Origin of the sequence: Terrimonas ginsenosidimutans, assembly GCF_022012415.1 — a bacterium.
GTDB classification, from domain to species: Bacteria; Bacteroidota; Bacteroidia; order Chitinophagales; family Chitinophagaceae; genus Terrimonas_A; species Terrimonas_A ginsenosidimutans.
On the sequence record NZ_JAKLTR010000003.1, the window covers coordinates 289186 to 303047 of the forward strand.

At 46.1% G+C, this 13862-nt stretch carries 8 protein-coding genes; 6 read left to right on the forward strand and 2 right to left on the reverse strand.

From position 1 onward, the window contains the following. The first annotated feature begins 275 nt into the window (after positions 1–275). The 3 genes from LZZ85_RS06255 (at position 276) to LZZ85_RS06265 (ending at position 5574) form a co-directional block, all read left to right on the forward strand. On the forward strand, positions 276–2255 hold the full coding sequence (locus LZZ85_RS06255) for an ATP-binding protein (RefSeq protein ID WP_237869757.1): 1980 nt from the start codon (positions 276–278) through the stop codon (positions 2253–2255). A gap of 53 nt (positions 2256–2308) precedes the next feature. Next, entirely contained in the window at positions 2309–2947 is a 639-nt protein-coding gene (locus tag LZZ85_RS06260; RefSeq protein WP_237869759.1) for a response regulator, read from the forward strand. A 110-nt stretch (positions 2948–3057) separates the two neighbouring features. Further along, complete coding sequence (locus tag LZZ85_RS06265; protein WP_237869761.1) at positions 3058–5574, forward strand: beta-L-arabinofuranosidase domain-containing protein; 2517 nt, start codon at positions 3058–3060, stop codon at positions 5572–5574. A 90-nt stretch (positions 5575–5664) separates the two neighbouring features. Here the strand turns inward: LZZ85_RS06265 and LZZ85_RS06270 are convergent, their stop codons facing one another. After that, complete coding sequence (locus LZZ85_RS06270; protein ID WP_237869763.1) at positions 5665–6537, reverse strand: alpha/beta hydrolase; 873 nt, start codon at positions 6535–6537, stop codon at positions 5665–5667. Between the two features lie 287 nt (positions 6538–6824). On the opposite strand from LZZ85_RS06270, the gene LZZ85_RS06275 reads away from it, so the two are divergent. The 3 genes from LZZ85_RS06275 to LZZ85_RS06285 all read left to right on the forward strand — a co-directional run bounded on the left by LZZ85_RS06275 (position 6825) and on the right by LZZ85_RS06285 (position 10674). After that, a complete protein-coding gene (locus LZZ85_RS06275; RefSeq protein ID WP_237869765.1) occupies positions 6825–7196 on the forward strand; it encodes a BlaI/MecI/CopY family transcriptional regulator in 372 nt (123 codons plus the stop codon). A 1-nt stretch (position 7197) separates the two neighbouring features. Next, positions 7198–8598: a M48 family metalloprotease gene (locus tag LZZ85_RS06280; RefSeq protein WP_237869767.1), complete on the forward strand. Its 1401-nt coding sequence runs from the start codon at positions 7198–7200 to the stop codon at positions 8596–8598. Positions 8599–8826: 228 nt separating this feature from the next. Beyond that, a complete protein-coding gene (locus LZZ85_RS06285; RefSeq protein WP_237869769.1) occupies positions 8827–10674 on the forward strand; it encodes a redoxin domain-containing protein in 1848 nt (615 codons plus the stop codon). Positions 10675–10865: 191 nt separating this feature from the next. Here LZZ85_RS06285 and LZZ85_RS06290 read toward each other — a convergent pair whose 3' ends face one another. Beyond that, positions 10866–13760: a M16 family metallopeptidase gene (locus LZZ85_RS06290; protein WP_237869771.1), complete on the reverse strand. Its 2895-nt coding sequence runs from the start codon at positions 13758–13760 to the stop codon at positions 10866–10868. Positions 13761–13862 lie beyond the last annotated feature (102 nt).

Below are 13862 nucleotides of genomic sequence, written 5' to 3' on the forward strand. Positions count from 1 at the left end.
GGGCGGATCAATACCAGTGATTCGTGAATTAGTGGGGGATGAAATACCTAAAAATGGGTAGGAGGGTTGGAGAATTGTTCTCTATATTGTGGGCATAAGCAATGACTTTCCTAAGTCTGATTGGCGTATAAGTAACGCGGCGGACGCGGCGAACCGCGACGATCGCAAAGAAATCAGTCTTTTATTAGGTAAACGTTGCGTCCGCTGCGGTTCGCCGCGTCCGCCGCGTTACTTATACGCCAATCAAATTTGATCCAGTTGCAATCATAAATACTATGGCTCGATTTATACGCTTCGTCTTATTCGCACTCGCCCTGTACTCCACACCTGCTCACGCTCAGTCTGACCCCGATCAGTTGGAGTCCCAGTTGAAAGACAAAAAAGAAGACAGCTCCAAAGTCAATCTTCTCATCGATATCGGCAATGCGTACGCCAACACTGATCTTCCCAAATCGATCGTCTTCCTTCAGCAGGCTTACACGCTTGCTCAAAAGGTAAAGTTTGATTATGGCGCCGCACGCAGCGCTTACCTTCTCGGCATCTCTTATGTAGATGAAGGAAAATATCCATTGGCCGATTCGTTCATAAGAATTGCCGAAAGAGGATTTGAAAAGAAGAACATCGTCAGGGATCTTGCCAAAGTGCAGAATGCCTGGGGTTCCATGAATTTCAAGCAGGGGAATTACTGGGCAGCCAGTTCCAATTTCTCCAAATCAGCGGAGCTATTTGACCAGGCAAAAGACACTTCGTCTTCATTGTTGGCCTATCAAAACCTGGTAGCTGTGTTAGGTGTAACGAAGAATTATGAAAAGGCGGTTGCACAGGGTAAAAAAGTATTGGCGTTAGTAGAGCTAAGGAAAGACACGATCGGTATCGGTTTTGCTTTGCAGGGCCTTATTACTGACCTGGCTTATCTCCGTAAGTATGATGAGGCTTTTTCTTATATCAAACGCGCACTTGATTTTGCCAACACGACCAGTCAGCCCGGACTGGCCGCTGAGATATACAGTGCAGTAGGCGGCTATTATTTCGCAAGAGAAAACTATGCAAACGCGCGTAACTATTTTCAAACAGCGCTGGATAAAGCGGAGAAGATCGGAGATCCATTCCAGGTGGCGAATCACCATAATTCAATAGGAAAATGTTATTATTTAACAGGAGATTTCGGTAAGGCACGGGAACACCTGACAAAAGGAATGGAACTTGCTAAAAAGCATAACAACAGGGTGGCGATCAAAAACCTTTCCTTATCGTTGAGCTCGTTGTATGATTCCACGCGCGACTATCATAAAGCATATACACACCTGCTTGATCATTCGCTGATGAATGACAGTATCCTGAACAGTGAGATCAGGAACTACACCTCCAATCTCGAAGTGCAATATGAAACGAATAAGAAAGAGAATGAGATCCTGCGATTGCAACAGGTAGAAACAGACAAGAACTACCAGATCAACCGTCGCAATATGACCATCCTTGCTGCTGCGGGATTGATCCTTGCATTGCTGATCATGTTCTATCTCGCGAGACGAAACTTCCGTAACAAGCAGAAACTCGAAAAGGAACGGTCAGCACTTCTGGAAGAACGGTTGAAAATAATGGAAAAGGAAAAGCAGATCAGTTCGCTTCAGTCTATGGTGAACGGACAGGAAACAGAACGTACACGCGTTGCCCGCGATCTGCATGACGGCGTAGGCGGTTTGTTATCGACTGTAAGAATGTATTACAGTTCGCTTCACCATGAAACGCCTTCGGTAAAAGAGAATCCTCTGTATACAAAAACCGGCGAACTGATCAACAACGCAGCGGAAGAGCTGCGCAAGGTTGCGCACAACATGATGCCCGAAGTCCTGATGAAAATGGGATTGGCGCAGGCATTGAAAGACCTTTGCAATAATGTAAGTGCGGGGAAAGATCTGCAGGTGAAGTTTGAGGGATATGGAATGGCGCAACGGCTTGAAGGGTCAACAGAGATCATGTTATTCCGTATTGTACAGGAGCTTTGCAATAATATTGTCAAGCATTCAGGTGCAACGGAGGCATTGGTACAGATAAACCAGGACAGTGAACGCTTGAGCCTTGTTGTAGAAGACAACGGTAAAGGGTTTGATACAGAACAGGTATCCGGCCGCAGGAGCATGGGGATGGAAACGATCAAAAGCCGGGTAAGCTATTTACATGGCCATGTTTCGATCGACTCTCAGGCAGGCATCGGTACTACGGTGACGATCGAGATCCCGCTGGTTGCCGGATAATTTCAGGAAGGAATTGTGCGGAGTTTTTCAAATCAATTAGCTAATTTGTTTGCATGATACAGATCTTAATCGTGGATGATCATCCGCTTGTTATTGACGGAGTGAAGATGATGGTACAGCACGAGTCCTGGCTTAATATTGCCGGTGCTGCCCGGTCTGGAAAAGAGGCGCTGGAATTTCTGGAAGAACAGCCTGGGGTGGATGTTATCCTGCTTGATATTAATCTTCCGGATATGGACGGGTTGCACATCTGTGACCTGATCCGTGGCAAAAACAAAACGGTTAAGATCCTTGGGCTTACCTCTCTTAATGAGGCAGGCATTATTACTCAGCTTATCCGTAAAGGTGGTAATGGATACCTGCTGAAGAATATGGAAGCACCCGAGCTGATCGAGGCGATCAATGTGGTCATGGATGGCGGCACTTATCTCAGCAAGGCGGCTAATGAAAAGATCATTCAGCAATTACAGGTGCATGATATTCCTTCAAAAGAAGTTCCTTCCTTAACAAGACGGGAGAAAGACATCCTCGAATTATTGATGAAGGGCATGACCAGCCAGGAGATCGCAGCGACTTTATTTCTCAGTAGTTACACGATCGATACGCACCGGAAGAATATGCTGCAGAAGTTCAATGTGCGGAATACGCAATCACTGATCAACGTGGTGCGGGGCCTGGGTATACTCCCCTGATACAGGTTCTTTGCACCCTTTGCGATACTGATCAGGGCGTTCTTCTTAGATCATGATCCTGGCAATAAGTCGGTCTGAATTCATACCTTCAGTAAAACGAATTCCCTCCTATGATGTTTGCTATAAAAAGGATTGGATCGATCTTTATTGCCGGTATTATTTCTGTTGCCGGTAACTCTCAAACGAATATCCATTTTAACAGAGCGCCCCTTCAACCCGGTGCACATATTCAATTGCCGCTCGGCTCGATCAAAGCAAAAGGCTGGCTGCTGCATCAACTCGAACTTCAACGTGATGGCGCTACCGGCCATGCAGAAGAATTATATCCCGGGAAAAATGATCTAGGCAAAGATGCGGACTGGCTTGGAGGCGACGGCACATCATGGGAGAAAGCCCCCTACTACCTGAAGGGCCTGATAGCTCTTGCTTATACACTGGATGACTCCACACTGAAAAGCAGGGCGCAGAAGTGGATCGACCACACACTGGATCATCAGCAGGAGAATGGATTGTTTGGTCCCGTAAAAATGAAAGACTGGTGGCCGCGTATGCCTTTTATGTACGCATTGCAGAGTTATTATGAAGCAACCGCTGATAAGCGCGTGATCCCCTTCCTGTCAAAATATTTCAAATACGAATTTGCAGCCCTCGATCAGGATCCATTGCGTGACTGGGGCCGATCCCGTGCCGCTGATAATATGGAAATGGTATTGTGGCTATATAATCAAACGGGAGAGAAATTTTTGCTGAAGCTTGCGGAGAAACTAAAAACACAAGCGTACCCCTGGGCGGATATCCATCAAAAGAATCAATTCTTTTATAACGGAAGTGATTTTCACACGCGCCATATGGTAAGTGTTGGTCAGGCGCTGAAATTTCCGGCCATTTATTCACAACTGGATTCTTCCTCTTATTACAGGGATGCGATGAAGAAGGGTATTGCTTATCTCTTGCGCGATCATGGTCAGCCGCAGGGACTGGCTTCGGGTACGGAAATGGCGGCAGGACGGAGTTCTGTTCAGGGGGTTGAGACATGTACGGTGGTGGAATGGATGCAAAGCCTTGAAACGGCCTATCGTATTTTGCATGATGCGGAGCTAGGCGATCAGTTGGAGAAGATCGCCTTCAATGCTTTACCCGCACAATTCAACCGAGACTTTAAAAATCACTCTTATTATACGCTGCCAAACCAGGTACAAAGTTTACCCGGGCCACATGGGTTTAACCAGGATTATGGCAATGGTATTGTGCCAGGTGCGTACTCCGGGTTTCCCTGTTGCCGTTATAATATGCATATGGGATGGCCATATTTGGTTAAGAATAGCTGGAGTGCTACACCGGATGGAGGTCTGGCCGCAACTATTTATGCACCCATGGAAGTTTCAGCTATCGTGGCAAAGAATGTTAAGCTGAAAATTGATGAAGAGACCAACTATCCCTTTGGAGAGCAGATCCGGCTACATTTTTCCTTATCCCGCCCGGCATCATTCCCAGTGTATCTGCGCGTGCCTGGCTGGTGCAATGATCCGGTGATCGCTATCAACGGTAAGGCACTGCGCGATATTAAGAGCGGAGAGATCGTGAAGATCAACAGGAAGTGGAATGACAAAGATGTGGTTGTGTTGAATTTTCCGATGAATGTGAGCATTCAACCGCAGGTGAATAATGGTGTAAGTATAGAACGGGGCTCACTCGTTTATGCCTTGAAGATAAAAGAAGATGTGAAGATCGGTCGTGAGTTCGCCCTAAAGGGCTTTTTCGAGACGGAGATCACACCCGGCTCCCCCTGGAATTATGGGCTGTTGCTTTCTCCGGGTAACACAGGTGATATTAAAGTGGAAAAAGCTGCCATGCCTGTAAATCCATTTGTCCAGGAAACAACACCTGTTACGTTGAAAGTGCAGGGGAAAAGAATTCCGGCATGGACGATCGATTATAATAATACGGCGGCTATGGAAGTTCCATTCAGCCCGGTGACTTCAACCGAACAAACAGAAGAAATTACGCTGGTTCCTTTTGGCGCGGAAAGTCTACGGCTCAGTATCTTTCCAACCATCGGTACACCAGCTTTTGAAACGCGATACTATCAGCAAAGTTTTGATGACAACACGAGTACTGGCTGGATAATGTATGGAGGCGGATGGTATTGCAAAGAGGAGAAATTACACGTGGTGGCAAATGAAGATGGCGGATCAGGACCTGGTTCGAAAATCATCCAGACGGGTACAAAGTTCTCTGATTTTGAATATACAGCAGACATCAGTATAAATGCGGGTGGGGGAGACGCCGGATTATTGTTCAGGGTTACTGATGCGGCGGTTGGGGCCGACTTATACAAGGGATATTATCTTGGATTCAATGCCGAAACCGGAACGATACAGTTAGGCAAGGTCAGCAACAAACAATGGATCATGATTTCCTCGGTGAAGTATCCGCTGGCACTGAATAAAACGTTCAAGGTAAAGCTGGTTGCCGTTGATGACAGGTTTGAGGTATTTATGGATGATTCGAAAGAAACCGTACTGACTGCAACGGACAGGCATTACGGTTCCGGAAGCATTGGACTTAGAGCGTACAAAGCGTTGATGACGGTAGATAATATCCTGGTGAAAGCTGTGAAACCATGATAGGCATCTGGCAGTCTGGTGCATATTTTATTCGCCGCGCCCGCCGCATTCCTCGTTACTGCCAGCTAAACTTATCGATTACAACCACTGTTATTTCTTCAGAATAAAACGTACTGTTTCATTTATGGCTTCTTCCGCTTCTGCATGCCCGGCAGCCCAGTATCCTCCGAGGTGATCTTTGCCTGCAAGATCAACCCGCTTCACCGTAACTTTTGCCTGCGTTAGTTTTTCATATAATTGATCTCCATGCGGCTTCAAAACATCTTTCTCTGATGTGACGATCAGCGTTGGAGGAAATACAGAAAAATTGCTTGCAACCAGCGGTGATATCAATGAGTCATTTGCCGGCTTGCCCCCCAGGTATAGTTGGGTAACCATTCCATACAGTCCCCCACCCGGGTTGCGCAGATCGAGCGCCGGATTGATCAGTACGAGATTGCTGACCGGTATCGCTGCGGCATTTTTAATTACAAGGGCAGCTGCGAGCAGCCCTCCGCCACTATCGCCTAGTATGGTCAGTTTTTTTGCGTCTCCTCCAAATTTGCCTGCATTCTTCACGATCCATTCAAGTACGGTATTACAATCATTCAGGCCAACAGGATAAGGAGCTTCGGGCGGCTTGCGGTAATCCAACGCGATAACGATTGAACCTGTTTTGTTGGCCAGCAAGCGACTGATATTGTCATGTGTATTCAGGTCGCCGGCAACCAGTGCTCCCCCATGGATCAGGAAAACGATGGGAAGAGCGTTATTCTTTGAAGGACTGTATACCCTGACCGGAATTGTATCAGCGCCGGTCCACACAGGAATGTTCTGCACACTTTCTACTTTTTGACCCTGAATATTGAAGCCATAGATCTCACCCGCAATAGCCTGCCGAACATCATTGATTGAGGGAGCTTGAGCGTTCGCGTAATGAGCATTTAGAATAAGAAGCAGAACGCCGAGTAATGTTTTTCTCATGTGATTAATCTGATGATATTCCTAAATATAGTTCATCAGGGCGAACGAATTTATAATGTACGTCTACTAAATGTGATGACCGGGCTCCGGGATGCCTGTCACTTCAAAAGCCGGATCCATTTAGAAAGAACTGGCCCAACGCAACTAAAACTAAACAGGTAGACAGTCAGGCTATTTTTATTTGTATTTGAAAATCAAATCATTAAGACGCTTTCAGGGAGAAGCCCAATAATTTATTTGGCTACTATCTTTATAGTACTATTTTTATAGTACGAAAAACATGGTAGATGTCTTTAAAAGAATTAACAAAGGCCGAGGAAGCCGTGATGAAGCAGGTTTGGCATTTGCAGAAAGCAACTGTCAAGGAGATCGCCGCATTGATGCCTGATCCAAAGCCAGCCTATACAACAGTGGCTACCGTTTTAAAAGTGCTGAAGGATAAAGGCTTTGTTGAGGCTGGATCTGCCGGCAATGTGCTTACCTATTTCCCGTTGGTAAAAGAGGACGACTATCGCCGCTTTGCATTTGACAAAGTGTTCAGCACATACTTCGATGGTTCCTATGAGAATCTTGTATCCTTCCTGGTAGAAGAGAAAAGGCTTGATGAAGGAGCCTATCAGCGCTTGCTTGAAGCGGCAAAAAAACTAAAAAAGAAATAGTATGGCGATCTGTTGGTACCTGCTGGAAGCAAATATTTATCTGTCGGTCGCATATCTCTTTTATGCGCTTTTGCTGAAGAGATATACGTTCTTTCAACAGCATCGTTATTACCTGTTATTTGTTTCTTTTTTCTGTTTTATCATCCCACTGATCAGTTGGAAAGGCAGGGATGCAGGCAAGCTGATCGGGGCGACGCAGGATATCATGGATCCGCTGCTTTCCGGAGTTCCCGGTGCTTTTCCGGTAACTACCCAGTCGGATTTTTTACTGTCATTCACTGGAACAGATCTGTTGTTGATATTGTTTTGCTTTATAGTACTCCTGAATATTGCCCGCCTGATCTACGGCGTGATCAGGATCGTGCTGCTGCATCATCGCGCCGAAAAAGTGATACAAGATGGCATGACGATAGCGTTGCTCCCCCGGCAGCATACCGTCTTTTCTTTTTTCAGCTGGATATTTTCACATCAATCTTTTGTGCATGATCGTTTGATCCGGGAACATGAGATGATCCATGTAAAGGAATTACATAGTGTGGATGTTTTATGGTTCGAATTGGTCAGGGCTATTAACTGGTTTAATCCAGTATCGTATCTTTTACTAAAAAGTGCAAAGATCAATCATGAATTCATTGTAGATGCAAAGCTTGCTGAAAGAAATGATCCTTATGCTTACGCGGTGATGCTGATCACGCATGCGCGCGCTCATTCGTTAGATCTTACACATGCTGCATTTGCTTCAAATCAGCTGGAAGCGCGTATGGGCAGGATGCTCGCTGAAAGATCATCACGCTCTTCGCGGGGATCACTCCTGCTGCTTTTCCCGGTGTTGATGCCGCTGATCTTTTTTTCCGTATTTAAACTGGATAAAAGTTATGCATTGCTGACGATACGGGAGGCTGATCAATTACCTGCTGTTGCCTATCAGGGTAACATGGACAAGGATGAGCCTTTATATCCGGACACTGATGTTAAAGGCATAAGTGGCGATAGCCATATCGATACCATTCCGGAAAAAGTAAGGAGATCTTCCAATGCGAAAAGAAAAACGCCTTCGCCAGGTAAGCAAACAACCGCTGTAAAAGATCCCCTGCTAAAGGAGAAAAAGGACTTGGCCGTGGCTTCACTGTATCAATCTTCAAGTGAGCAGTATCGGGAACCTGACGATCAATCCCATAATATGGAGAACAGACCGGTGAAAGGGAAGAAGGTGTCGGTCTATGGGAAGTATGCTGCGCTTGCGAGTGCGGATACAACAGCTGACCATTATAAAAATCTTCGGAGGGCTGTTTCTGTGTATCCAGAAAGTCGTTATGCAAAACAGTCTGACAACGGCACGAACAAATTTGTCAATGCTGTAAGTTTATTTGATTCAACCAAAGTCAAAAGCGCTTTTCCATAAGGCTGCCATAATATTATTCATCAATTTTCAAGTTAATGTGCTGCATTCATTCAGGCTGCCCGGGGCGGTCTGGAGGGATCCTGTTGCCCTGAACTATCATCTTCTAACATAATATCAATCACTATGCTTTTAACAAAGAAACGCAGGTTTGCAGAACCTTGCGAAAGACCTTCTATTGCCTTTAATTGGAGAACGATCAAAAAGCCCGTACAAATATGTTGCCTGTTTATGTTGTTATCTCTCCAGGTTGTGTCTCAAACCCTAAAGGTGTTGCCATTGCAGCCATCACCCGGTGATACGATTGAGATCAGCTATGATCCTACGGGTGGAGCGTTGGAGAGTGATCCACTTACTTCCTGCCGGATATTGCTCTACAGTGATTTTCAGATGAACTCCAGGAAGGTCCCACTCGTAAAGGATAATGGTGTATACAAGGCGTTTGTTCCTACCGATTCGTTGGCGCAACTCATTGCATTTTCTTTCTCAGCAGAAAAGAAAACCGACAGGGAAACCAATGGCATTACCAGGTTTTACCGGAATGGTAAAACGGTGGAAGGGGCCTACTACCTCACCGCAGAACTCTATCTTGGCCAGTCTGGCAAGAATCTGTTTGGCTTTGATAAAGAATATGCAAAAGCAATATCATTTTATGAAAAGGAAAGGGAGTTTCATCCGGATGGTAAGTTCCGCATTTCCGTGATCCAGGGGTATTTGAAATGTCTGCTGAAAGCAGATTCTGTTCATGCCGTCAGGGAAGCCAATGCATTGCTGGACTCTGTAAATAGCAAGGGAAAATTAACTGATCTTGATATGCTCTTTAAGTTCCGGGTATATGAGGCCATCAATCAGGGCGAGGCTGCACAGAAAACACTTGCCGATCTGCAAAAAGCATATCCCAGCAGCCCGGTGATCTTTTCCCGGAGGTACAAAGAAGTGGTCAGCCCACAGCCTGCAGAAGAAATGGAAACGCTCGCTCTTGCATTGATCGCGGATTATAACATGATCAATGGTGCGGAGTTCAATTATTTCCTGCCATCGGTCTATGGGGAACTTTGTAAGCAGTATAGTAAAGAATTGAACCTGGAAAAGTTCCATGAATATCTGAGTAAACTGACCAATCCTGCAGCGATTGCGTACAACTGCCATCTGGCGGCGATCTCATTACTTGAAGCCGGTCAGGAGATCAGTGAGGCGGAAAAGTTAGGCAGGAGAAGTATAGAACTGGCGGATTCATCCGGTTTGGAGAAAAGCAATCCAATGCAGTACGGCGGGTACCTGTCTGTATTGGGTGAAGCATTACTGAAACAACAGCGCGACAAAGAGTCGTTACTTTATCTTTCGAAAGCACATGCCTTGTCAAAAGGCGCATCTCCGGAGATCGATTTATTGTACGCGACTTCGCTGGCGCGCGATAAGCAATTTCAAATTGCGCTTCCTTTCTTTGAGTCATCTATCCAGCATGCTGAGGTTGATTCTGCTTTAAAGAAATTGTTTCATGATACCTGGCTGGCCGTTCATGGGAACGATGATAAGTTCCAGTGGACGCTTGACACATTACTGGCAAGATCGGCGGCAAATAGAAAAGAGGTACTTAAAAAAGAGATGCTGAATGAAAAAGCTCCATCATTTCAACTGAAAGATCTGCAGGGGAAAAGAGTTGGTCTCGAACAGTTGAAGGGTAAAATTGTTGTCCTCGATTTCTGGGCCGACTGGTGCGTTCCCTGCAAAATGGCGTTCCCGGGGATGCAACAACTATTGGATCTTTACGATAAAGATAAAGATGTCGTAATCCTTTTCATTCACACACTGGACAACTTTGCTGTCGATCTCAAACCTAAAATAAAAAAGTACCTGCAAGACAGGAAGTTTTCTTTTCGTGTACTCATGGACGAACGTTTGAAGAACGATGTCAGTTCTTACCAGGTCGCAACTCCTTACGGCATAAAAGCACTGCCGCAAAAGATCATCATCGATAGAAACGGCATCATCCGCTTCCGTTCAACCGGCTACGAAGGTTCCTCGGAAAAACTTGTCTCCAAAATGAAGGACATGATCGAACTGACCCGCATGTTGTAAGCGCAGTGATGTGAACCGCTCCCTCAAAATGAAAAAGGCTGCACCAACCGGTGCAGCCTTTTTCATATCTAAAACACTATTCGCGTTCATTCGCGGCAATTCGTGTTCATTCGCGTCCATTCGCGGCAATTCGTGTCCATTCGCGGCAATTCGTGTCCATTCGCGGCAATTCGTGTCCATTCGCGTCCTTGTTAGAAAGCGCGCTTGCCCACAGGTTTGCCTTCTGCATCTAATTCTATGATCTTGTATCCCATCTTCTGTAAGCCGGGAAGGATCTTTGCTTTGTCACCTACCAGGAGCATATTCAGTTTGTTGGCTGAGATATGTTTTTTGATCAATCCATCCAGTTCTTTTTTCGTCATGTTCTGGAGGATCTTTGCTTGTGTGGCAGTATAGTTAGCTGGCAGATTGTAGTCGAGTATCATTCTGATAAAGCCGGCCTTCTGAATGCTCGTTTCATATGCCCTTGCATCACGCTGGCCGATAGCATTCTTCATAAATGCAAGTTCGTCTTCAGTGATTCCATCAGCAGCATAGTTACGGATCTCTTTGATCACTTCGCCAAGTGCGCTGTCAGTTGCTTCAGCTTTAATGCCTGAGCTGAATTTGAAGTCGCCGTCATATTCGTCTCCGCTGAAGGAAGAACGGGCTCCGTAAGTCCAGCCTTTGTCTTCCCGCAGGTTGAGGTTCAATCGGCTATTGAAATCGCCGCCCAGTGCATAGTTAAGCAAGCCGGTACGATAGTATTCGCCGGTTGCATCATATTTCAAACCTGTGTTGTATCCAACACGGAATTCTGTTTGTGCTGCTTTGGGGATATCAATCAGATAGATCTGTGACTCACTGTTAGGCATTGGCGTTGCCGCTACTTTGGGAACAGTCACATTTTTATTCGGAAGCTTATTCAGGAATCCGAGTTTTGGCAGGATCTCGGCTTCTTTGATATCACCAACGATCACTACTTTCAGACCTTTACTGGTCATATAGTTGTCGTAGTAGAACTGGATATCGTTAAGGCTGATGTTCTCAACGGTTTCAGCAGTTCCGCTTTCTGAGATCGCGAGGATATTGTTCGGGCCGAAATTGAGTTTGGCTATCACATCTGAAGCGACGGTTGCAGGTTGGGTTTTGCTCTGCTTGAAGCTTTCCAGTAGCTGACGTTTGATACGATCGAGATCTTCCTGGTTAAATTGAGGCCTGAACAATCTTTCTTCAGCCAGTGCAAGTGTTTTGTCCAGGTTCTTTTTTAATGTTTGGATGTTCAACGTGATCTCGTCTTTACCGCTGCTTACGTTAATGGAGCTTGCGATCTTTTGCAGTTCTGCAGAGAATTCTTCTGCGCTGCGTGTTTTCGTATCCTCGTTCATCATGCGGCCAAAGAGGTTGGCGAGGCCAACTTTCGAAAGTTCATTGGCCTGCATCAGGTGTCCGCCCGGCATTGAAATGGAGATCGTTACTGTTGGGATCTCTGTGTTCTCTGTACCGATCATTTTAATTCCTGAAGGCAGGTCTTTGCGCCAGAATGCCGGAACCTTTACTGCAGGGTTGGGGCCATTGCCCGGCATCTTTTTACGATCGAAGTTGTCTTTCGCTTTGTTATATTTTAATCCGGCATAGCCATAGTCGGGACGTTGGTAATGCGTTGTATCGATCGTATAGTCATTCGCATGGGCGATCAGATCTTCCTGACCTTTTACCAGAACGCTTAAGATCACGTGAGGCTTGTTCTTGATATATTTTTCATAAGCGCGCATTACATCTTCTTTGGAAAGCTTGCTGTATTGCTCCATCTGCGTTTTGATCATGTTGGGATTACCTGCAAATGTCTGGTACGCTGCCAGCTGACTTACTTTGCCGGATACGCTTGCCAGCCCATTGATCGTACGGGCTTCAAATTGTGTTTTGAACCGCTCAACGTCTTCATCAGTAATACCTCTTTTTTCGAACTCTGTTAACGCTTCTTTGATCAGCGCTTCCATTTCTGCGAGATTCTTACCGGGATAAGGCGTTACAGAGAATGCAAATTCTCCCGCGAGCTCAGATGCCTGGTTGCTTGCGCTGGCAGAAAGAGCTTTTTGGGGTTTGATCAGCGTTTGATACAGAACGGAGTTCCTGTTTCCGCCGCCGCCACCGCCGCCACGACCGCCACCACCTCCGCCGCCGCCGAGAACCTGGGCCAGGCAGGAGAGCGCTGCTTCATCTTTGTCGTAATCGCGAACAGTTGGATAAACCAGGCGAAGCTGAGCTGAGCGCGCATAATTGTCTACATAGCTTGCGTAACGGTCTTTCGTCAGTTGTACGGGCTCAAGTTTCACCGGTACTACTTCCGGACCGCGGGGAATAGAGCCGAAATATTTCTCCGCCCATTTAACGATCTGCGCGGGTTGTACATCACCGCCAATGGTCAACGTCGCATTATTGGGGCCATACCAGCGGAGAAAGAAGTTTTTAAGATCGTTTACATTGACAGCATTCAGTTCCTCGATATACCCGATCGTCAGCCAGGAATATGGATGACCATAGGGATAGAGATTTTTCGCAGACACCTCACTCAGCAGGCCATACGGGCGGTTGTCATAGTTCTGACCGCGCTCATTTTTTACGGTAGAACGTTGTATTTCGAATTTTTGCTGGGTTACTGCGTCAAGGAGGAAGCCCATGCGATCAGCTTCGAGCCAGAGCATTTTTTCTACCTGGTTGCTCGGCACCGTTTCGTAGTAGTTGGTGCGATCACGGTTGGTGCTGCCGTTCAGTGTACCACCTGCTTCTGAAACGATCTTGAAATGTTGTTCATCACCTACGTTGTCAGATCCCTGGAACATCATGTGTTCAAAGAAATGCGCAAAACCGGATTTGCCGATCTCCTCACGCGCCGATCCAACGTGGTAAGTTACATCCACGTGAGCAACGGGATCAGAATGGTCTTCATGGATCACCAGGGTCAGGCCATTGGAGAGTTGGTACTTTTCGTAGGGGATAACAAGTTCGTCCCCTTTTTTTGTCACTTTTTCGATGAGTTTGGTCTGGGCTGATGCGAGACTTGCTACTAAGATCAGCGCAGAACCGGTAAGCAATTTCTTTCTCATACGTGTTTGGTTTATAAAAATGTTCGATCTGATTGGGCGAAAAAGTATTTGACGCTAAAGAGCGGGAAAACTCCCATTGCGTTGATAGAAAAACATTCCGGA